A 21,822-nucleotide genomic window follows, 5' to 3' on the forward strand; every position below is an offset into this window, starting at 1 on the left:
GATGATGACTGAAGTCAAAGAGCAATTGCTCACCGAACATAAGATTAATGTTCTGCTGATAGATGATCAGCCTATGGTGGGCGAGGCCGTGCGGCGTATGCTGGAAGGCGAGGGCGATATAGATTTCCATTTTGTGAGCGATCCGACCAAAGCCATCCCCACTGCTGAGGAGTTGCAGCCCACAGTTATCCTGCAGGATCTCGTCATGCCGGATATCGACGGCATGACCATGGTCAAGTTTATGAGGGTCAATTCCAAGCTTAAGGATATCCCCCTGATTGTGCTTTCTACCAAGGAAGAAGCCACCACCAAGGCCGAAGCATTTGCCCTCGGGGCCAATGATTATCTGGTCAAGCTGCCGGACCGTATCGAACTGCTGGCCCGTATCCGTTATCATTCCAAGGGTTACATCAACCTTTTGCAGAGGAACGAGGCCTACGAACAATTGCGGAAAAGCAGGGATGAAATGCGCAAGGAACTGGCGGTTGCCGCAGATTACGTTACCTCCCTGCTGCCCGATCCGCTCAAGGAAGGGGATATTCAGGCTGACTGGCGGTTCATCCCTTCCACTTCCCTCGGAGGTGACTCCTTCGGTTACCATTGGCTGGATGATGATCATTTTGCCATGTATCTTCTGGACGTGTGTGATCATGGGGTAGGTTCGGCTTTGCTTTCGGTTTCAGCAATGAATGTGCTCCGTTCACAGACTCTGCCGGATACTGATTTCCTCAAGCCGGATATGGTTCTTGAAGCCCTGAATGATTCTTTCCAGATGGACCAGCAGAACAACCTTTATTTTACCATGTGGTACGGGGTTTACCGCAAGTCTGACCGGACACTGACATTTTCCAGCGGCGGACATCCCCCGGCCTTGCTGATATCCGGCGGTGAAGCGCAGCTGTTGCGTACTCCGGGAATGATTGTGGGCGGCATGCCGGATATGACCTACACCAGCGATTGCGTTACCGTTGATCCGGGCGCCCGTTTTTTTCTCTACAGTGATGGGGTTTATGAGCTGAAAAAGGTGTCTGACGGCAAGATGTGGGAGTTTGACGAGTTTTCCAAATTCATGAAAGGGGCCGGTGGCGAACTGGGTAAGCCCATTGACATGCTTATTGATTATACCCGTGAATTGCAGGGTGCTGAGCTTTATGAGGATGATTTTTCCATGGTGGAATTTGTTTTTGCGTAGAGGCGCGTTGCGATTAATCGGGAATAAAGAGGACTGAGAATGAGTATCCGCAAACAGTTCATAACCGGGTGTGTTGTTTTTTGCATTGCCCTGACCGTGGCCATAATGTGGCTGGTTTCAGACTATGCCCGTGAGACCCTGATGGCCCAGTACCGTTCCAAGGCTGAAATAATGCTTCACACCATGAAGGCGGTGCGTAAGCATACCGGGGCGGTGATCCGTCCAAAAGCCACGGAGGTGCTGCCGGAGAATATGTTTGTCCCCGAGTTGCAGTCCACATCCTTTACGGCCAACGGCGTGTTCAGTCGTATTCCCGACCAGTACAGGCATGAGCTGACTTTTAAAACCGCTTCCAGTAAACCGCGCAATTCCAAAAATCTTGCCACCAGCGATGAAGCCAGCATAATTGAGGAATTGGATGCTATGGCTCAGGCCGGGAAAAAGCCTTTTATCGGTGAAATCCGAAATATCAACGGTATTGAGTCCTATATCGTCGCTGAAGGTGAATTCAACAAGCCCCCCTGTATGGTCTGCCATGGCGACCCCAAGGATGCTCCTCCATCCATGAAGAGCAGATATCCGGTCAAGGACGATATGGGCTATTACCGCAAGCCGGGACGTATTGAGTGTGCCATGATCACGGCTGTTCCGCTTGCTGCGATGGACGCAGCAGCCAATCAGGCTATGGGCGCGGTTGTTTTTATGGGTTTTATTTTTATTGCGGTTACTCTCGGCTTTCTGCTTTTCGGGCTTAACCTTATTTTCAGACCGGTTTCCCAGATAACGAATATCGCCAAGCATGTTGCCGCCGGGGACCTGAACAGCGGGACCGTTGCCATCCGCAAGATGAAGAATCAGGCTGAAGGAAAATTCTTTGCAAGCCGGATAGTTCGTCCCGGTAATGAAATCGGTAATCTGGTAACATCTTTTGAGACCATGATTTCCGGTCTTTCTGCACTCATAGGAGAGGTCCGCACTTCCGGCGATAATGTTTCCGTGGCTGGAAACAAGATCCGGTCCACTGCTGAGCACATTGATGCCGCAGTAACCAGGCAGGCCGCTTCCACCAACGAAGTCACTGCCACCAGCAGGCTGATCAGCAAGACCTCCAAAAATCTGGTGGAGGTTATGGAAGACGTTGCCGAGTCCGCGAGTGAGTCGGCACAGATGGCTGAGGCTCTGCAGGATAACATTGAACGTCGTGAACAATCCCTTATAAGGCTGGTAAATTCCACGGACAATGTTTCATCCCGTCTGGGAGCTATCAACGAGAAAGCCAGCAGGATCAACCACATTGTTACCACCATTGCCAGAATTGCCGACCAGACCAACCTGCTTTCACTCAATGCGGCTATTGAGGCGGAAAAGGCCGGGCAGTTCGGGCAGGGTTTTTCCGTGGTAGCCCGCGAAATGCGCAGGCTGGCCGACCAGACGGTGATTGCCGCAGAGGACATTGAACTTATGGTCCGGGACATGCAATCCGCGGTCAGCTCCGGTGTCATGGAGATGGAAGCCTTTAATCAGGAAGTGCGTTCCAGTGTTGATGAAGTGGAGCAGATGAGTTCTGATCTGGGGTTGATTATTGATCAGGTCCGGGTGCTCAAGCCAAGATTTATAGATGTTTCCCGTTCCATGGGAGACCAGTCCGACAGTGCGGAGCAGATCAGTGACGCCATGGGCGACCTGAGTGAATCCGCAGCCGGAACTACTGAGTATCTGGAAGAATTCAACAGGACAGTGGCAAGTTTGAATTATACTGTACAGACTTTGACCGGGGCAGTGGACGGCTTTCAGGCAGTGGAAGATGATTTCTTAATTTCCAAGGCTGAAAAAGACCCGGAATCCGACAATTAACATAGTTGTAACAACGCTGTCTTAATTAGTTCTAATGTTACAGGTAATGTCCCGAGCAAAAGGAGAATATTGTGTCAGTTGATAAAATACTGGTCGTAGAAGACCATAACGATACCATTGAGCTGTTGAAGTATAATCTTACCTCTTCCGGTTACGATGTCGTGACCGCAATGGACGGTCATAAGGCCCTTGATCAGGCCAGAAATGAACATCCAGACCTGATTCTGCTGGACCTTATGCTGCCCGGCATAGACGGCCTGGAAGTCTGTCGCAGGCTGAAGCAGGAAGTTGCCACACAGCATATCCCTGTAGTCATGCTTACCGCTAAAGGTGAGGAAGTGGACCGGGTTGTTGGGCTTGAGCTTGGCGTTGACGACTACATTGTCAAACCGTTCAGCCCGCGTGAACTTGTGCTGCGGGTTAAAGCTGTATTGCGCCGCAGTACTGAAGTTCCCGAACCGCGCCGCCCCGGAAAATGGAGCCGGGAAGGGCTCTCCGTGGACTTCGAAGCCCATTCTGTTGAATGTGACGGTGAGCTTGTGGCTCTGACCGCTACCGAGTTCAAGTTATTTTCAGAGTTGCTGCAGCACGAAGGCAAGGTCCGTACCCGCGACCATCTTCTTGATACGGTCTGGGATACCCATTTTGAGGGTTATTCCAGAACAGTCGATACCCATATCCGCAGGCTGCGCCAGAAGCTTGGTCCTTATGCGGATTACATCGAAACCGTGCGCGGCGTCGGCTATCGTTTCAAGAATTCATAATTCCGTCTAAATTCTCGCTTAATCAGGGATTTTATCTTGTCGGTTTTTCCGGGGGCTTTGTTGCGCCCTTTAAAGTAATCCTAACCTGATTGTCACCTTGGGTGGCTGATCTTGTGTTAAGCTCTTAGCGTATGTTTGTAATTCACCGAGCAGAATAATTATTATGAATAATGAATTGAAATTTTCTATCAAAAGCAAACTTTTTGCCGCAGTATGCCTGACTGCTGCAATCTGCGTAAGTCTGCCGCTGGGTTTTGCCTATCATCTACTAAGGGCCGACCTGGCAGCGGATACGCGCAATGTGGTGCATGAAAAAATTGAACTTGCGGGGCGTATTTACAGAAAGAGTGATCATGCAGGAGTGCAGGACAGGGTTAATTCGATTTCCAACCTGATGGGTACTGAAGTTGCTTTCATCTCCATGGATGGGAAGAGTTCTGTACAGCCTTCGTGGGCTGTTGGAGGGGGTATTTCCCTGCATGATGTCGAGATAAGGAATGCCAGGGACGGAAATCCCGGTTTCCTTGTTGTAAATGATCCTCTGGATGGAAAAGAATCCATGCTGGCGGCCGTTGAGGTCCCTGCCGGTGTAAATTCTCCGTCCGGTTATCTTGTCATTAAAGAATCCCTGTACGGTCCTGAAGAAAGAATGGGTATGATTTTCGAGGTGTTCTTTTGGGCTTTACCCATTGTTGCGCTGGTCTGCTACGGGGTGATCCGTTTTGTGACCATGCAGCTCACAGCTTCGGTGGAATCCATGGTCAGAACTGCCGAGGCCGTTGGTCAGGGTAATTACAAACGCAGGATCAGGACTTTTCCAGACAAGGAGTTCATCCCCCTTGCCGAATCCATTAACTGGATGGCTGAGCGCATAGATGAGCATGTCAGCATTATTACCGGACAGAAGAATAAAATTCAGGCCGTGTTCAACGGCATGTGGGACGGGGTAATGGTGCTGGACGGCAATTGCCGTATTCAGAGTGTGAATAGGGCTTTGGTTGATATTTTTCCTGATATTCAGGAAGGGGTAAACCGTAGTCCCCTTGAAATAATCCCCAGCCCGGACCTTTATGATGCATGCAAAGAGGTTGTAGCACCGGAAGGACCTGAATCCGGAGCTGTGCAGGTTGTTTTGCACAGTGGACGGGTTTACGATGTGAATATTGTCCGTTCCCCGCATACCTCCGAGCCGGGACAGGGACCGGGGGCTATTGCTGTTTTTCACGACATCAGCGAGATAAAACGTCTGGAGACTGTGCGTCAGGATTTTGTGGCGAACGTATCCCACGAATTACGTACCCCGCTTACATCCATTAAGGGTTATGCTGAAACCCTGCTCTCCGATCCTCCTCCGCCGGAATCCTTACAGAGGAATTTTCTGGGTACCATTGAGAAGAATGCCAATCACATGTGTAAGATCGTGGACGATCTGCTTAACCTGTCAAGGCTGGAAAGCGGTCATGAAAAGGTTAAGTTGACCCCGGTTGATCCTGCCGATGTCCTGCGGGAAGCATGGGAGGCCTGTTCCGGACTTGCCAATAGACGAAAAGTAGATCTGGTCCGCAGTTTTGAGCGTGGGTCTTTCACCGTCAAGGCTGATTCCGGACAGCTCATGCAACTGTTCAGGAACTTGTTGGAAAATGCCATCAAATATGGTCCGGAAGAAAAGTCTGTCAGTGTTGAACACCGGGTTGATAGCGGCAGGCTGGAGCTTTCAGTCATTGATGAAGGGCCGGGTATTCCCACCGCTGATCAGTCCCGTATTTTTGAGCGTTTCTACTCTGTGGAAAAGTTCCGCCGTAATGAATTCGGCTCCACCGGACTCGGGCTTGCCATCTCCCGGCATATTGTTTCCAACCATGGCGGAAAAATATCCGTACAATGCCCTCCTGAAGGACGCAGGCAGGGGACTGCCTTTGTTTTCACCCTGCCCCTTGTGCAGGCAGGCGCGGTTTAAAAGACAGTGGAGTTGATGCGTTTTTTTACGCCATTATGTTGATGACAAAATGAAAACAAAAAGGATAAATTTCGTGCAAACTTAGCGGAGGTTCTGTTTGAACGAAAAATCCAAGGCTATACTTCTTATGGCCGCAACAGCCCTGATATGGAGTTCCGGGGGGCTGGCCATAAAGCTGGTGGACTGGAACCCCATGGCCATTACCGGGGTTCGCAGTGGCTTGGCCGCTTTGACTCTGGGTATTCTATTCAGAGGCCGTTTGAAGTTCGGATTCTCCCTTGTTCAGTTGGGCGCTGCTGTTGGCTATGCCGGGTTACTGATCACCAACGTTGCCGCTACTAAGCTGACCACCTCAGCCAACGCAATTTTGCTGGCTTACACTGCCCCGGTCTATGTGGCTTTGCTTGCTCCGTGGTTCCTAAAAGAGAAAACCAGCCGCAGCGACTGGTTTTTTATAGCCATTACCGTAGGTGGCATGGTCCTGTTTTTTCTCGATAAACTTTCACCCAGCGGACTATGGGGCAACATTATCGCTGTTGTCACCGGGATTTCGTATGCCGTTTTCACTCTGTGTATGCGAGCCCAGAAATCTTCTTCCCCGGTAGAATCCGTGATCATGGGGCATATTTTGACCGCCACCTGCGGACTGCCTTTCATGTTCAGCAGTATTCCTTCAGCCGAAAGCTGGGTAGGCCTAATCTATCTGGGTATTTTTCAGCAGGGTATATCTCTGGCCCTGTACACATGGGCTATAAAGCGTCTCGGGGCACTGGAAGCCATCCTGATCATGACCCTTGAGCCTATTTTCAATCCGATTCTGGTCGCCGTCGGCTACGGCGAAATTCCCGGCAGATGGGCGATTATTGGAGGGCTGGTAGTGATTGGTTCGGTTACGGTGCGCGGGGTGTTGCCGTTTTTACGTCCCAGACTTTATCGCCCAAGATGATTACCGGCTCCCGCTGTGTCACCGGGAAAAAGTGACAGACTGAGGATGATCTGAACAGTTTGTAAAGAGAACCCCCGGAAGTTAAAACTTCCGGGGGTATTTTTTAGATAGCTTGCTTGCTCTTCAAGAGAGGTTTTTTGATGCCGTACTTGGTGAGCACTTTTTTAATTGCATCGGTGGAATCAGGTGTTCCGGTATGGCGAACAAAGACCCGATACCATGTGCGGGTTCCGCTTTTCCCTGCTTCAACGTAAGAGTTAAGGCCGTTGGCAACGAGTTTGTCGGCAAAGCTTTGCGCTCTCGCGTTATCACCGAAGGATGCTGCCTGATAAATGTAGTTGTACTTGGGCATATCAACTTCGGCGGGGTTGTCGATTTCCACCGGCGGTTCCGAGCCGGGCTGTTGAGTTTCAACAGTTTTTTCGGCAACCTTTACCTCGATTTTTTCCTGTTTTGCAGGTTCGGGCTTTTCTGCCGGTGCAGCTTTTTGTTCATCCCTGGAAGCGATTTCTTTTGCCGGTTCTTCGGGTTTTACTGCTGGCTCGGGCTTTTTCTTGAGCTGGTCAATGTAGTCCAGTTCTTCTGGCTTGAGCACTCCGCCTTTTACTTCCCCGGAAGCATTGACTGACTGGCTGGGCAGCATCATGGCTATTTCGGGCACATCCTTTTCAGGCTGGTAACCCCTGCCCAGCAGAATCCCCAGTACAAAGAAGGCGCACAGGGCGGCAACAGCACCGGCACACAGCCCGAGTACCTCAGGCATGGTGAAGGTAAAGGTGAATTTCTTTTCCTGACCGGGGACGGTTGTCTTCTTTTTTCTGGGTGCAGCCATGGTGGAAACTCCGTTAGGTTTATTACATGCGTTCGGGGGCGGAAACTCCAAGCAGATTCAGGCCGTTGGCAAGGGTGCGGGCAACTGATTGCAGCAGCACAAGCCTTGCGGCGATCACATTTTCCTCTGCGGAAAGGATGTGGTGCATGCTATAGAACCTGTGCAGTGCGCTGGCGAGATCACGCAGGTAGTAGCTGATTACGTGCGGGCTCATGTTTTTACCTGCGTTTTCAGCTACGTCCGCAAACTGGTCCATAAGTTTCATGAGATCCAGTTCTTCTGCATTAGTCAGTGCGGAAAGGGGAGCTGCGTCAACTGCGGGAATCGCGATTCCCTGATCAGCGGCCTTGCGCAATACAGAGCAGATGCGCGCATGGGCGTACTGTACGTAATAGACCGGGTTATCCATGGTTTTCTGCTTGACCAGTTCAAGGTCGAAGTCAAGATGGCTGTCGCTTTTTCTTGAAAGGAACATGAAGCGGGATGCGTCGCGGCCCACTTCGTTAACCACGTCTTCGAGGGTTTCAAATTTACCGGCACGGGTGGACATGGCAATCTGTTCACCACCGCGCAGCAGGTTAACCAGCTGTACGAGGATTACATCAAGCTGTCCTTTTTTGCCGAGAGCTTCCACTGCGGCCTGCATGCGGGGGATGTAACCGTGGTGGTCTGCGCCCCAGATATCGACAACAATGTCGAAGCCGCGTTTGTACTTGTCATCGTGGTAGGCTATGTCGGAAGCGAAATAGGTCAGGTCTCCGTTGGACTTGCGCAGTACGCGGTCCTTGTCGTCACCAAGTTCGGTGGACTTGAACCAGAGTGCGCCGTCCTGTTCGTAAGCCATGCCGCGTTCTTTGAGGTCGGCGAAAGTCTCTTCAACCTTGTTGGCGGTTACGAGGCTCTTTTCTGAGAACCATACATCATGGCGGACATCAAAGGCGGCGAGGTCTTTTTTGATGCCTTCAAGGATTTCATCCTTGCCGTATTCGCGGCAGATGGCGATGGCTTCGTCCTCACTCATATCGAGGATACCGGGATTGCGCTCCAGCACTTCAGCAGCGAGATCCTTGATGTAATCGCCTTTGTAGAAATCTTCGGGGTCGGCAATGTCGCGGCCCTGAGACTGCTGGAGGCGGACCCATATGGAGTTGCCGAGGATGAGCATCTGGCGGCCGGCATCGTTGACGTAGTATTCTGCTTCCACATCATATCCGGTGAATTCGAGGATGCGCACAAGGCAATCGCCGAGGGCGGCACCGCGTCCGTGACCGATATGCAGCGGACCGGTAGGGTTGGCGGAAACGTACTCAACCTGAATTCTGGTCCCTTTGCCGATTTCGCTGCGGCCATAGTCTGCGCCTTTGCTCAGCACACCGGGGATGAGATCCTGCCAGAATGAGTTGGAAAAAGTGAAGTTGAGGAAACCTGGACCGGCAATATCAACTTTTTCAATATATTGGTCTCCGGCCAGCTCTTCCTGAATAGTTTCAGCAATGGCGCGGGGATTCATTTTGGCCTGCTTGGATAGCATCATGGCGATATTTGCAGACATGTCTCCGAATTTTTTATCTTTGGGAGGCTCGATAACGGCCTTCTCCGGCCATTCCCAGCCCTTGGCTTCGAGAATGGAACCGAGTACCTTTTCAAGGTGTTGTTTAGCTTTCATGGTGGATGAAATCTCCTTATGGAATTACAGCTTGCGGGAAGGATATAAGGTCGTCCCGGCTGTTTAATGCGTGATAGGCATGCATCGCTTACCATCTTTCTTTACAGCTTCCAAGTGTTCAATAAGGGCTTAATAAGCTGTAGATGGATGTACAAGCGATTTAAAAATGTAAGTCTTTGTTGCCAAATCTTTTAATACAGCAAAAAATAGCTCTGTACAAAGGGGAAATACAGGCAGGCTTTTCGTTATCAGCAACCACATTTCCGGCAGGATGGATTAATGAGCAGAACCATTGCACTTTTAACTGATTTTGGACTTAATGATCCCTATGTGGGCCAGATGAAAGGGGTTCTGGCAACGCATGCTCCTGAGTCACCTATAATTGATGTCAGCCATGGAGTGGAGCCTTTCTGTGTTTCGCAGGGTGCTTTTTTCCTTGCAGCGGCTATGGCTCATTTCCCCGGAGATACGGTTTTTATCACTGTTATTGATCCCGGAGTGGGAAGTGGGCGGAGGATTATCGCTGCCGAGTTCGGAAAGCAGGTGGTCCTCGCTCCTGATAACGGGGTTCTTGAACTCGCTGAAGACCGTTTTTCCGGTACTATGATTGTCACCGACCTGAGCGAGGCTGCAGCAAAAATTCATAGCTCGGCTACTTTTCATGGCCGGGATATTTTTGCTCCCATTGCCGCATCCTTGGCTGGTGGAACATCTCTTGAATCTCTCGGCCCAAAACTTCCTTTGCGTGAAATCATACGCAGCGGGATCAATAAGCCTGTCTGGCTTGAGGATGGAGTGGAAGCCACCATCCTGCACAAGGACCGTTTCGGCAACCTCGTGCTGAATATTCTCGATACCCAGACCCTGCCCGAGCGTATGACCATCCCCGAAGAGCATCTTCTTTCCGGTAACGACGATGCTTGTGTAAAACGGGTCAGCTGCTATGCCGAGTTGCAGGCCGGAGCAACAGGACTTCTAGCCGGAAGTCAGGGGTATTATGAATTGGCCCTGAATCGTGGGGCAGCATCAGAAATGCTGGGACTTGAACCGGGTGATGTTTTGACTTTGAAGTTTTGATAGTTTGGAAGATAGAATAAGCCCCCGGACCGGAGTCCGGGAGCTTCGGATTTTGGGAAGTAATGCTCAGTACGGTAACGGATTACTCTTTATGCTGGGTGAATATATTGAATTCTGTAAAATTAACCGGATCATCGTCGCAATATCCATATACATCCACATTTCCGCCTTCTAAACCATTAGGATCAGGCTGGATAAAACGTCCGGTTGACGGGTCGTATTCACGATGGCCGAAATGAATCAGGCCGGTATCGTGATCTTGGAGACCGGCGGCAAAGCCAAGCGGGATGGAAATACGATCATTGGTATCGACAATGGTGTTTCCGAATGAGTCACAGATAATCCGCTTAACCTCGTCTCCGTTATCATCAACAACCAGATAGATGGTCCCCGCCTGATCAGAAGCGAAATAGTAGTCTTCGTCATTAAAACGCATGGTGATAGGGGCGCCGGCATTATTGTAAGCGAACTCTTTGCGATTCCGGCCCTCGCCGTCAACTACAGCAGCCAGCCTGTTGAAATCATACCAGCCGTAGCTTTCCACGGTACTGCCGTTAACCTGTCTTGCGATGCGCTTTCCGCTCGGATCAATAATGTAGGAAATCCTGCGCCCATCGGGGAGAACAACCTGTTGCAACTGGCCGGACTGGTGATACTCATATTTGGTTACATCCAAGTTATCCTGCTTCATAATCAGACGCCCCTGATCATCATAGGAATATTTTACATCTCCTGCCTTAAGCGGACGTAGGCCCGGACCATAGCTGAAACGGCGTTGCCCGGTCTGGGGAGTTGCACCGAAGTAGCGTTCACCTGCTTTCCCGTATAGATATTCTTCGATCAGTTGTTTTCCTTTCCAAACCTTGTGCAGTCTGCCGCCTGCGTCGTATTCATATTTCAGGTGGTGGTTGAGAGGCGTAAGTGTGAGCTGTTTTTCAATAATCCGCCCATCTTCATTTTTTGAAGTAGCCAATACGGAAAAAGCTTTACTTGAACCGTGTATGACAAAAGGAGTTGTGCGGATGGCATTTTCAGGACCAGAATTCAATCTGTCCTGTTCAAATTCAAATTCCTCGTGCAGGTCTGTGTCTGTTCCGGTCTGGGGCTGATTATGCCGGGGATGGATCTGTGGCAGTTGCGGTCTGCTCGCTCCAAACTCGGAAATAAGTTCTTTACCGTAATCTGTTTTTGCCAAACTCCGGCTTAGCCTGTGTTCGGGATTTTCAAGCATGAACCGGGCATGGGCAGCACGTTTGATCCATTTGTATCGTTCCATATCCTCTTTCCATTTCAGCTCCATGTTATCCCATCTGGCCTGCGCTTCAGGTTTACGCATGGAGGGATACATAATGTCCCCATCCTCAAACCCAGAAAGATCGCGGTTAGGCTTCACAAGTTTTGCGCCAGTGTAACGGTCCACAACTTCCCACATGTTTTCGAGTTGTGTTTCAGGAGGTTCGTTCGCTCCGTACAAACACAGCCCGACGCTTAAATCCTTGCTGCTCTTTTTCCTCAATTCAAAATTTACCGCTGTATGCATTGTGACATCTCCTTAAATAATGTTATGTGGAAAAAGTTAATAACAACCTGTTTATTATGAACTTTTTCCCTTTTACATAATCAAGGATAGTCATCTGCCCGGACCTGAGTTACCCGACTCAGGTCCGCCTTGTGAAAAAAAAGAAAATTATTGATACTGTTGTAATGTAATTGATTGCCGGAGGCATACTTGAATATAATTCGTGATATTTTAATTACACTCGGCTTTATGACCCGTATCGGTCCGGTCATGGAGATAGAGGCTGAAGACATCGGCCGAACTGTGAAGTGGATGCCTTTAAGTGGGCTGGTAATGGGACTGGTTATAGTGCTGCCATTCTGGTTGGGACTGTTTGCCGGAAAATTCTGGATTCAGAGCTGGCTGACTGTAGCAGCCTCTGTGTATTTGACCCGCGGGCTGCACTTTGACGGCTTTGCAGATATTGCCGACGGAGCAGGCCCTTATCCTGACCCGGAACGGTTCTGGAAGATTATCAAGGACAGTTGCAGCGGCGTGTTCGGAGTGCTGGCTCTGGTTTTGGCCGGACTGGGGCAGGCGGTCTGTTTTTATTATCTTTATGAAGCCGGGGTCTATGGGGCTGTGGTCTGGATATTTGTGCTCGGCAGGCTGGGTAATGCACTCATGGCTATGGTCGGCAGGCCGCTGGCAAGACCGGGACAGGGCAGCCTGTCCATGGTCGGCGCGGATGGTTTTTCAATCGGTGTGGCTTTCGTGACTACTTTGCTGGTGGGAGTTTTTGGAGTCAGCCCGGCTGTGCAGGGATTGGGGTTGCTGTTGACCGCAGGAGGGGTTTTGTTTTTGTTTCGGCTGGCCAAGAGGGTCGGCGGGGCGAATGGTGATTTTTTGGGCGCGGCGGTGGTGTTGGCTGAGTTGGCCGGACTACTGGCGTTTTGTGCATTGAATTGATATAAAAAATAAACTTTAAAGTTGGGTGCCCCTGCTTCGGGCGTAATTTTCAAATAAGCACAGGAAGCTAGATGGATAATCTGCCAACATTGAAAAAATTCGGCGAACAGCTAGATCTGCTTAAGCAGCTTATTAAAGATGGCCGTGCAGAGGATGCTGATTCTATTGCCCAGAGTATGTATGAAAATTATGCCTATGCCCGTGAAGGCTATCTTTCACAGGAAGATGAGCTGCTGGACAGGCGCGGTGATATTGAAGAGAAAGACGAGCGTATTTTTTTGTTGGAGGGTAAGCTCAGGGAAGCCTGTAGTATTTATAATTCGGATTTGCAGCTTTTCGGTAAGTTTTGCAAAGCGCTACACCACGTCAACAACTTTAAATCCATGGCTGATCTGCCGGAAATGCTGCAGGGAATTGCGGATGATCTGGAGCTGGGGCGGATTGCCGTGGTGCTGGACCGAGAGCTGTGCGAAGGCATAGCGTGCCCGGATGTGCCGACTTTTTACCTGAAAGGCTGCATGCGTTACATTGATGCAACTTTGAATGATGCTCCCAATCGCGTATTTCTAGGGCCGATTTCGCGGATGATGCGGCCGGATATTTTTTTCGGTGACCCGGAAGTTGGCCCGGAGTTGGGCGGTTCCTGTTTTTCTTTCGGTTTGACTGATAAATATAACTCCGGTCAGCTTATGGGGCTTTTTTCCATCCATGACCCGTCAGATGAGCGCTTTCATCCTGATATGGGTACGGATTTTCTTGAATATTTCTGTAATTCTTTGGGGTCCACACTCATTGACGTGCTCAACCATCAGCGTGGAGAACTGCTGCGTGCGGATGTGGAGCGCATTACCCGTCACGATTTGAAAACCCCGCTCAATGCTGTAATCAACCTGCCACATCTGCTGCTGGCAGATGAGGATGATCCGGAAAAGATAGAGCTGATCAAGAATATTCAGGATGCCGGATACCGCATGCTGGGACTGGTTAACAGGTCCTACGATATTTATCGTATGGAGAGCGGAACCTATGAGCTTCAACCCGGGGATGTAGATGTCCTCCCTTTGCTAAAGCGTATTGAACTGGATCTGTTGGATATGGTTGAGGCCCGCAGTAGCGAATTGCAGGTTTTTATCGACGGAAATAGGGCGGGAAACGGTGATTCATTTCTGGTGCGGGGTGAGGAACTGCTGCTTTTTTCCATGCTCTCCAATCTGGTTAAGAACAGTCTTGAGGCCTGCCCTGCAGGAACTCCTGTGACAGTGCGGCTTTTTTCCGGGGACTTTCCGGTCTTGGCGGTTCATAATTTAGGCGTGGTCCCTGATTCCGTACGGAACAATTTTTTTGATAAATATTCCACGGCAGGTAAAACCGGGGGAACAGGGCTGGGGACCTATTCCGCCAGTCTTATAGCCAGAGCCCATGGCGGCTCCATTCGTATGGAATCGAGCGAAGACGAGGGAACCACTGTTACTGTTGATTTTGATCCTGAATCAGCGCGGGGATGCGACGGGAAGTTTAAAGATGAATTTTGAACCGCTACCCGGAGCTGATTCTATACTGATACTGCCGTGGTGGTTTTCAGTAATAATGAAGTAGGAAACCGAAAGTCCCAGCCCGGTACCAACCCCTTTGGGTTTGGTGGTGAAGAATGGTTCAAAGACCCTTTTACGCACGTTTTCTTCCATGCCCGGACCGTTGTCAGTAACGGACACAACAACGTAATCCTCGTCCCGCAGGATTTTTATTTCAATTTTCGGATTTTCAGTATTGCCATCGCGCATGGCGTGAGCTGCGTTGCCCAGCAGGTTGAGCAGGACCTGTTCTATTTCCGTGGGGGCGCAGACTATATAGGGCAGATCTTTTTCATAATCCCTTATAATTTCAATTTGTCTGAAATCAAATTTTTTATTGAGATCATAATCCTGTGCAGCGAGGGCAACAGCACTGTCCGTCAGTTCGTCGAGTTTGCACGATGTGCGGTGAACATCGGTTTTACGGCTGAAATTGAGCATGTTGGTTATTATTCCAGCTGCCCTGGATGCTGATTCACGGACACCGGATATGATTTTAAGTATTCCGCGTTTTTCAATATATTTGTTGATACTTTCCAGAGAGATACCCAGCTCCCGGGCCGTCTGTTCGTTCTTGGCCAGTCCGGGGAGCAGTCTGCGTTCCATATTCTGGGCTCCCTGTAATATGCCGCCGAGGGGGTTGTTTATTTCGTGGGCCATGCCCGCAGCCAGTCCGCCTACCGACATCATTTTTTCCGTCTGAACCATCATTTCCTCAATCCGGACATTGTCGGTTACATCGTCCAGCCGGATGACCGCTCCATCGAACCCGTCGCTGAAAAGCGGGTAGATGGTGATGTTTTCGTATCTGGTTTCTCCATTTACGACCCGTGGAATACGTACTTTTTGTTCAGTTTTACCGTTGATTATCTGCTGTTTTACCCTGGTGATATCTTTATCCAGCTGGGGAAATACTGAAGAAAGCTGTTTGCCTTGTACGGAGTCGAATTCCAATCCGCTTAGAGCTGCGGCACCCTTGTTCCAAAGGGTGATTGCTCCGCCATTGTCCACCCCCACAAGAGCGGAGGGCATGGAATCGATAATGTTCTTCTGGTGGTTGCGTAGCCTGATCAGTTCCTGTTCCACCCGCGCATGTTCCTTGATTTGTATTTCCAGTTGGTAATTGCTGGCTGATAGCTGCTTATTACCTTCTTCAAGGGCTTCCATCAGCTCTTCCTTTTCATGGATTGCAGATTTGATGGAAGCAAGCATCTGACTGATAACTGTTCCTAATTCCTTGATTTCAGTCGGTCCTTCCTGGGGAATCTCCGAAGCTGTAATGCCTCCTTCACGTATGGCTCTTGCTGCAGCGGTCAGTTTTATCAGTGGCTGAGCCACTTTGCCGGAAAGGATGGTGGCTAATACAAGCGCCAATGCCAGTATCCCTATGGAAAGCATGATAATCCTTTTTCTGAGAATCAGTCCCGGTTCTTCCAGATCATCCATGTAGGCGGAGGAGCAGATATACCAGTCCAAAGGTTCAAAGTACTTGATGTAAGCTCTTTTGCGGAAGGTGAAATCTCCTTTGTGGCGCGGGGGCTTATCCCAAAGGTACTCCCGTACTCCTTTGTTATGGACTGTTTCCATGAGTTCTTCGAAAATGGATTTTCCAGTTTCCGGGTTCATGATTTCAGCTACGGGCAGATTTTCATATATCGGGTGAATTACCATTTCAGGTCTGCCTGAAAAAATAAATATATAGCCGTGTTTGCCTACCTTGATTTTTTCAAAATTATTTCTGAGCTCTTTGAGCACAGCCTGAAGCCGTACATTTACCTCTTTTTCAATGTCATCAATGTATACGCCCGAACCAACAATCCATCCCCATTCCTTGAATAGCTTTACGTAAGACAATTTTGGCTGTTCCTTGCTCAGCCCCTGTCTTATGGGTTTGGGCCACATGTATTCGACAAAGCCGGAACCGGAGCGCATGCAGACATCACGGAAGGCGGCAAAAATGTTTTCGCCACTGTTGCGTACTCCTTTGAAACGGGGATCATCAAGTATTGTCCCGTCCAGCTCCGGTATGGTCGGATGCATGATCATGCGGGGTATGGGGATGGTGTCGTCATTTATCCAGATATACCCGGTCCCGTCATCGTAACGCATGCTCTTCAACTGTGTAATGCTCAGTCTTTTGGCTTCGGCTTCTGACAGGGTGCCTTGCCTGTATCTGTCGTAATTCAAACGGATCAGGTTGATGGATATGTCTACAAGGTTCCGCAGTTGTTTTTTGCGGGCGGAGATGGCGGATTGTTCCGAAAAGAGAATGCTGTGGTATTCGTTGTTTACGGTTTGATATACAGCATCCACAATGGCTTGTGCATGGGAGAATTCAGATTCCATGACCGATTCTGTTACTGTCCGTTGGGCAAAGTAAGCCAGCCCGGAGGTGGTCGCTATGACAAGACCGGCAGCAAAGAAAAGCAAAATCGCTTTCATGGATTTGAGCATTTATCCTCCCGACCGGATTATTGAGAATCTGATTCCCATTTATAAAAGGATATCACACTAATCGGGCGGGGTAAATCAGGTTGCCGAGCTTACCGGGCGGTCCGGCAGCTTCGGCAACCTGCAGGTATGCTTTATTCGAAAAGAATTTTTTGACCTTCGATCAGATCATTGATCACCGAAGCATCGGAAAGGGTTGCGGTGTCACCTAGGTCGTCTTCTCCGGCGGCGATACGGCGCAGGATACGGCGTACAATTTTTCCGGAGCGGGTTTTGGGCAGTCCTTCGGAGAACTGAATTGTTTCGGGTATGGCAATGGGGCCAATCTTTTTGCCGACCCAATCCCGCAGGGCCATGCGCATTTCTTCATCCTGGTCCAGTCCTGAGCGCAGGGTTACATAGGCGTAGACTGTCTGCCCCTTGATTTCATGCGGAATACCCACCACAGCCGCTTCAGTCACATCAGGATGGGCTATGAGTGCGGACTCAATTTCTGTTGTACCAAGTCTGTGTCCTGAAACATTGATGACATCGTCAAGGCGGCCCATTATCCAATGGAATCCTTCTTCATCGATTCTTGCGCCGTCTCCGGTTTCATAGCTTCCGGGGAAACGCTCGAAATAAGTCCGGTTGTATCGTGCCCGGTCTTTATGGATAGAGGAAAGCATGCCCGGCCATGGTTCAGTAATCAGCAGGTGTCCGCCTTCATTTGTGGAGGCGTTGCTGCCGTCGTTATTAACGATTTTTGTTTTGATTCCCGGAAGCGGTTTGCCGGTTGAACCGGGTTTCAGTTTACCCACATAGGGCAGAGGAGAAATAAGGATGCCCCCGGTTTCGGTCTGCCACCATGTATCCAGCACGGGGAGTTTGCCTTTGCCGACATGTTCGTAGAACCAGACCCAGACTTCGGGATTTATGGGTTCACCCACGGACCCCAGGATGCGCAGGGTGGAAAGATCGTATTTTTCAGTCCATTGCGATCCTTCGCGCATAAGCGCACGGATAGCTGTGGGGGTAGTGTAAAAAATATTCACCCCGTAGCGGTTGATGATTTCCCAGTACCGGTCAGGACGGGGGTAGGTGGGTACGCCTTCGAATAGCAGGGTTGTGGCTCCCAGTGCCAACGGTCCGTAAACGCTGTAGCTGTGTCCGGTGATCCAGCCGATGTCGGCGGTACACCAGTGAACGTCGTCATCCTTGAGGTCAAATACCCACTTGGCCGTATGGGCGACAATGGTCATATATCCGCCGGTTGTATGTTCTATGCCTTTGGCTTTTCCGGTACTGCCTGAGGTGTGCAGGATGAACAGCGGATCGTCGGAACGCATGGATTCCGGTTTGCAGAAATCTTCAATGTCCGAAGCGGATAGCTCCTCATGCCACCATGTGTCACGTCCTTCAATGAAGTCGATTTCATCTCCGGTACGTTTGACCATGATGACCTGTTCCACTGACGGACATTCAAAAAGAGCTTCATCCACATTGCGTTTCAGAAGTATTTTCTTGCCTCCGCGCAGCACTCCGTCAGCGGCGATTAAAATCTTCGCGTCACAGTCAATGATTCGGTTTTGTAGGCTGACGGCGGAAAAACCGGCAAAAATTACTGAGTGGACTGCTCCGATGCGGGCACAGGCCAGCATGGATATGGCCAGTTCCGGTACCATGGGCAGGTAGATGGCTACCCGGTCTCCTTTGGATACACCCATTTTTTTCAACACATTGGCGAATCTGCAAACCTTGCGATGCAGCATATGATAGGTGAAGACTCGGACATCTTCTTCCGGCTCTCCCTGCCAGATCAGAGCCGCTTTATTACGCCTTCCGTTTTTCAGATGGCGGTCAAGACAGTTTTCAGAAGCGTTCAGCCTGCCGCCGCCAAACCATTTATATTCATGTTTTTCAGAATCAGATTCAAGGGTTGTGCTGAAATCGCGTTTCCAGTCCAGTAATTTTCTTGCCCGCTCAGCCCAGAAACCTTCCGGGTCCAGCTCTGCATCCCGACAGGCCTGCTCGTATTTTTCAGCTGTCAGGTTGGCCTGTTCCAGCATTTCCTGCGGGGGATCATATTCCCGCGCTTCATTCATCAGGTTTTCAATTGTGTTGTCACTCATATTTCCGGCTCCGGCTCATGAAATTTTTATGCTGGTTTGTGTACACTTCAATCAATCATATACGCTGTTTCAGCCTGGTTGAACAGCATAACAGGGACCTGCCGGTGATAGAAACAGTAAATTTCATTTGCTGCGTTCAGCTTTATGCTTGATATGCAGGCAGATCAACGGGTATGTAAAAGGCTGTGCACGGATAAGCAGCGGAACCTTAACAAGAGGCTTTCATGAGCGTTATTAATCTGGAATATCTTTTTCAGCCCGGATCTGTGGCCGTTATCGGCGCAACCAATGACCCCGCCAATGCGGGGAATATTGTCATGCGTAACCTGATGGGTGGAGGGTTTCTCGGTCCGGTTATGCCGGTCTGCACTGATGCAGAGGCTATTGCCGGAGTTTTGACTTACAAGAATGTGGAAAATCTGCCCAAGGTGCCTGATCTTGCGGTAATCTGTCTTCCGCTTCAGGAGTGTCCGCCTCTGCTGGAAAAACTCAGGAAAAAAGGGGTTAAGGCCTGTGCCCTGATCGGTCCTGGGTTCAGCGCTATCCCGGAGAAAGAGAGACTCCGGTTGCGGATGGAGTTGCTTTTGGCGGCGAATTCTCCGCAAATGCGTATACTTGGTCCTAAAAGTCTCGGTTTCATGGTTCCTGCGCTTAATCTCAATGCCAGCCTTGCTCCGCTTCCTGCCAAGGCAGGGAAAATAGCTTTTGTATCCCAGTCGGATAGTTTTATTCCCACAGTTCTGGACTGGGCGGCAACTAATGATATCGGTTTTTCACACGTTGTTTCATTGGGCAGCCGTATCGATCTTACTTTCGGTGATGTTCTTGATTATCTGGGATCGGACGCACAGACCCGGTCTATCCTTCTTTACATAGAGTCCATTCACGATGCCCGTGACTTTATGTCTGCGGCCCGTGCGGCTTCTCGCAACAAACCTGTTCTGGCAATACGTCCGGGGCAGGCCCTGCAGCACGTGACTCAGGAGCTGGCCCGTCTGGACAATGCCATGATCGCCCGTGCGGATGAGGTCTATGATGTGGCTTTCCGTCGGGCAGGGATGCTGCGGGTGCAGACTATTGACGGCATGTTTGACGCGGCGCAGACTTTGGCCAGCCTGCGTCAGCCGGTGCGTGGCAACAGGCTGGCTATCATTGTCAACGGTACCAGCGCCGGGCTGGCAGCTGCGGACGGTTTGATCCGCAGGGGCGGGCAACTGGCTGAGCTATCCGATGAAACCGTGAAAAAACTGGATGCGGTTTTTGAAGGGCAGTGGAGCGGGAGTAACCCGGTGACTATCAAGTTCGACACTCCCGGCCAGAGTTATCTTGACGCCCTCAAGGTGCTGATCAAGGATAAAGGAGTGGATGCCGTGTTGGTCGTCCATGTTCCATTTGCCGGGATTTCCAGTGCCGAAGTTGCTGAAATTCTTGCCAAGGGTTTGAAACGAGTCCGGAGGATGGTGCTTACTGCATGGCTGGGTTCAGGTATGTCCCGAAAGTCGCGGAAAATTTTTTCCCTCCATGGGATTCCGACCTATGAAAGCGCGGATCAGGCTGTGCGTGCATTCATGTATATGGCCGAATACCAGCGCAACCAGGAATTGCTCACCGAAACGCCGGATTCTCTTCCCACGGACTTTTTTCCAGACACAACCACTGCCCGTGAGATAGTGCATAAGGCCTTTTCCGAAGGCCGACAGGAATTGAATGAACCCGAAGCGCGCAAGGTGCTTGCTGCTTATGGTCTTCCGGTTGTTGAAACAAAGGTGGCCATTTCCGCCCGTGAAGCGGTCATTGCCGCAGATGAAATAGGTTGCCCGGTTGCCCTTAAAATACGTTCCCCGCAGATAAACCAGCCCTACGATGTGGGCGGGGTTGTCCTTGACCTTGAAAGTACGGAAAAAGTATGGGAAGCCGCGGCTACCATGCTGACCAGGGTCAACCGCCAGCGCCCAGACGCATATATAGAAGGATTCACTGTGCAGAAAATGGGACGCAGGCTGGGGGCGCACGAGCTTTTTATTTCGGCATCCGCTGATTCCACTTTCGGTCCGATCATCCATTTCGGACACGGGGGAATGACCCGTGAGGTAGTCCGTGATCAGGCCGTAGCCATGGTTCCCCTGAATATGAGTCTTGCCCGGGAGTTGATCAGCAGGACCCGTATTTCACGTCTGCTTTCCGGGACCCCCACCCAGCCCCCTGCGGACATTGACGATCTTTGCTTAACCTTGATACAGGTCTCGCAGCTGTTTATCGATATTCCCCAGATAGTGCATCTGGATATCAACCCTCTTTACGGTGACGAAACCGGGGTGCTGGCCCTGGGCGCCAAAATTATGGTGGCCGAGTGCAGGGATGATTGTCCGCAACTGGCTATCCGGCCCTATCCTCGTGAGCTGGAGGAATGCGTGGTTCTCCGGGACAGCAGGCAGGTTACCCTGCGTCCCATCCGTCCGGAAGATGAACCCGCTCATTATGAATTTCTGGACCGTGTTTCCGATGAAGACATGCGTATGCGTTTTTTCGGAGTGGTGCGCAGGGATTTCGACCATAAAGATATGTCCCGTTTCACCCAGATCAACTATGACCGTGAAATGGCTTTTATTGCCACGGCTCTGGGCGAGGGAGGAAAACCGGAAACCCTCGGCGTGGTGCGCACCTCCACCAAACCGGATAACTCCGAGGCGGAGTTCGCCATCGTAGTCCGTTCCGACCTTAAAGGAACCGGATTGGGGTCAATGCTGTTTCATAAGATTATCCGTTATACAAGGGAGCGGGGAACCCACTGGCTGGTGGGACAGACTCTTTTTGAAAACAAGGCCATGCAGGGCCTTTCTCGTAAATTCGGATTTGAGATCAGTGAAAATTACGATGAAGATCTCGTTGAAATGCGGCTGGACTGCACAAAGCCGGAAAATAAGTCGGAGTAAA

Annotated in this window: 14 protein-coding genes; 9 read left to right on the forward strand and 5 right to left on the reverse strand. The window is 50.4% G+C overall.

Annotated elements, in window-relative coordinates:
- Window position 1: 1 nt before the first annotated feature.
- The 5 genes from ACKU41_RS12600 (at window position 2) to ACKU41_RS12620 (ending at window position 6,713) form a co-directional block, all read left to right on the forward strand.
- Complete coding sequence (locus ACKU41_RS12600) at window positions 2–1,192, forward strand: SpoIIE family protein phosphatase (protein ID WP_321401241.1); 1,191 nt, start codon at window positions 2–4, stop codon at window positions 1,190–1,192.
- Window positions 1,193–1,231: 39 nt separating this feature from the next.
- Window positions 1,232–3,046 (forward strand): methyl-accepting chemotaxis protein, encoded by a 1,815-nt coding sequence (locus ACKU41_RS12605; RefSeq protein WP_319777731.1) that lies wholly within the window; start codon window positions 1,232–1,234, stop codon window positions 3,044–3,046.
- Between the two features lie 71 nt (window positions 3,047–3,117).
- Window positions 3,118–3,810 (forward strand): response regulator, encoded by a 693-nt coding sequence (locus ACKU41_RS12610; RefSeq protein ID WP_319777732.1) that lies wholly within the window; start codon window positions 3,118–3,120, stop codon window positions 3,808–3,810.
- Window positions 3,811–3,973: 163 nt separating this feature from the next.
- A complete protein-coding gene (locus ACKU41_RS12615) occupies window positions 3,974–5,767 on the forward strand; it encodes an ATP-binding protein (protein ID WP_321401244.1) in 1,794 nt (597 codons plus the stop codon).
- A gap of 97 nt (window positions 5,768–5,864) precedes the next feature.
- The gene (locus tag ACKU41_RS12620; RefSeq protein WP_321401246.1) at window positions 5,865–6,713 is read left to right on the forward strand and encodes a DMT family transporter; all 849 of its coding nucleotides are present in this window, start codon (window positions 5,865–5,867) and stop codon (window positions 6,711–6,713) included.
- A gap of 103 nt (window positions 6,714–6,816) precedes the next feature.
- Here the strand turns inward: ACKU41_RS12620 and ACKU41_RS12625 are convergent, their stop codons facing one another.
- Both ACKU41_RS12625 and argS read right to left on the reverse strand, forming a co-directional pair.
- Window positions 6,817–7,545 carry an SPOR domain-containing protein gene (locus ACKU41_RS12625; RefSeq protein WP_321401248.1) on the reverse strand — a complete coding sequence of 243 codons (729 nt, stop codon included), beginning with the start codon at window positions 7,543–7,545 and terminating at the stop codon, window positions 6,817–6,819.
- 22 nt (window positions 7,546–7,567) lie between these two features.
- Complete coding sequence (argS, locus tag ACKU41_RS12630; protein WP_321401250.1) at window positions 7,568–9,211, reverse strand: arginine--tRNA ligase; 1,644 nt, start codon at window positions 9,209–9,211, stop codon at window positions 7,568–7,570.
- Window positions 9,212–9,490: 279 nt separating this feature from the next.
- Between argS and ACKU41_RS12635 the strand changes: the two genes are divergently transcribed.
- Window positions 9,491–10,288, forward strand: a complete 798-nt coding sequence (locus tag ACKU41_RS12635) for an SAM-dependent chlorinase/fluorinase (protein WP_321401251.1) — start codon at window positions 9,491–9,493, stop codon at window positions 10,286–10,288.
- Between the two features lie 82 nt (window positions 10,289–10,370).
- On the opposite strand, the gene ACKU41_RS12640 is transcribed toward ACKU41_RS12635, so the two are convergent.
- Window positions 10,371–11,828, reverse strand: a complete 1,458-nt coding sequence (locus ACKU41_RS12640) for an RHS repeat-associated core domain-containing protein (RefSeq protein WP_321401252.1) — start codon at window positions 11,826–11,828, stop codon at window positions 10,371–10,373.
- A 189-nt stretch (window positions 11,829–12,017) separates the two neighbouring features.
- Between ACKU41_RS12640 and ACKU41_RS12645 the strand changes: the two genes are divergently transcribed.
- Both ACKU41_RS12645 and ACKU41_RS12650 read left to right on the forward strand, forming a co-directional pair.
- Window positions 12,018–12,755 carry an adenosylcobinamide-GDP ribazoletransferase gene (locus ACKU41_RS12645; protein ID WP_321401254.1) on the forward strand — a complete coding sequence of 246 codons (738 nt, stop codon included), beginning with the start codon at window positions 12,018–12,020 and terminating at the stop codon, window positions 12,753–12,755.
- Between the two features lie 71 nt (window positions 12,756–12,826).
- Window positions 12,827–14,287 (forward strand): HAMP domain-containing sensor histidine kinase, encoded by a 1,461-nt coding sequence (locus tag ACKU41_RS12650; RefSeq protein ID WP_319777740.1) that lies wholly within the window; start codon window positions 12,827–12,829, stop codon window positions 14,285–14,287.
- On the opposite strand, the gene ACKU41_RS12655 is transcribed toward ACKU41_RS12650, so the two are convergent.
- Both ACKU41_RS12655 and acs read right to left on the reverse strand, forming a co-directional pair.
- Window positions 14,246–16,780: a cache domain-containing protein gene (locus tag ACKU41_RS12655; protein ID WP_321401257.1), complete on the reverse strand. Its 2,535-nt coding sequence runs from the start codon at window positions 16,778–16,780 to the stop codon at window positions 14,246–14,248. The two genes, ACKU41_RS12650 and ACKU41_RS12655, sit on opposite strands and share 42 nt — an antisense overlap.
- A 131-nt stretch (window positions 16,781–16,911) precedes the next feature.
- Window positions 16,912–18,888, reverse strand: coding sequence for an acetate--CoA ligase (gene acs, locus ACKU41_RS12660; protein WP_321401259.1), 1,977 nt, complete (start codon window positions 18,886–18,888; stop codon window positions 16,912–16,914).
- A gap of 224 nt (window positions 18,889–19,112) precedes the next feature.
- Here acs and ACKU41_RS12665 point away from each other — a divergent pair, with 224 nt between their 5' ends.
- Window positions 19,113–21,821 (forward strand): bifunctional acetate--CoA ligase family protein/GNAT family N-acetyltransferase, encoded by a 2,709-nt coding sequence (locus tag ACKU41_RS12665; protein WP_321401262.1) that lies wholly within the window; start codon window positions 19,113–19,115, stop codon window positions 21,819–21,821.
- The last annotated feature ends 1 nt before the right edge of the window (window position 21,822 follow it).

It is taken from the genome of Maridesulfovibrio sp. (assembly GCF_963678865.1).
GTDB lineage: Bacteria > Desulfobacterota > Desulfovibrionia > Desulfovibrionales > Desulfovibrionaceae > Maridesulfovibrio.

Excerpts from the sequence above, each read along its gene's own strand:
- ACKU41_RS12600 (WP_321401241.1), top strand. The coding sequence starts at position 2 with ATGATGACTGAAGTCAAAGAGCAATTGCTCACCGAACATAAGATTAAT.
- ACKU41_RS12605 (WP_319777731.1), top strand. The coding sequence starts at position 1,232 with ATGAGTATCCGCAAACAGTTCATAACCGGGTGTGTTGTTTTTTGCATT.
- ACKU41_RS12615 (WP_321401244.1), top strand. The coding sequence starts at position 3,974 with ATGAATAATGAATTGAAATTTTCTATCAAAAGCAAACTTTTTGCCGCA.
- ACKU41_RS12625 (WP_321401248.1), bottom strand. The coding sequence starts at position 7,545 with ATGGCTGCACCCAGAAAAAAGAAGACAACCGTCCCCGGTCAGGAAAAG.
- argS (WP_321401250.1), bottom strand. The coding sequence starts at position 9,211 with ATGAAAGCTAAACAACACCTTGAAAAGGTACTCGGTTCCATTCTCGAA.
- ACKU41_RS12635 (WP_321401251.1), top strand. The coding sequence starts at position 9,491 with ATGAGCAGAACCATTGCACTTTTAACTGATTTTGGACTTAATGATCCC.
- ACKU41_RS12640 (WP_321401252.1), bottom strand. The coding sequence starts at position 11,828 with ATGCATACAGCGGTAAATTTTGAATTGAGGAAAAAGAGCAGCAAGGAT.
- ACKU41_RS12650 (WP_319777740.1), top strand. The coding sequence starts at position 12,827 with ATGGATAATCTGCCAACATTGAAAAAATTCGGCGAACAGCTAGATCTG.
- ACKU41_RS12655 (WP_321401257.1), bottom strand. The coding sequence starts at position 16,780 with ATGCTCAAATCCATGAAAGCGATTTTGCTTTTCTTTGCTGCCGGTCTT.
- acs (WP_321401259.1), bottom strand. The coding sequence starts at position 18,888 with ATGAGTGACAACACAATTGAAAACCTGATGAATGAAGCGCGGGAATAT.
- ACKU41_RS12665 (WP_321401262.1), top strand. The coding sequence starts at position 19,113 with ATGAGCGTTATTAATCTGGAATATCTTTTTCAGCCCGGATCTGTGGCC.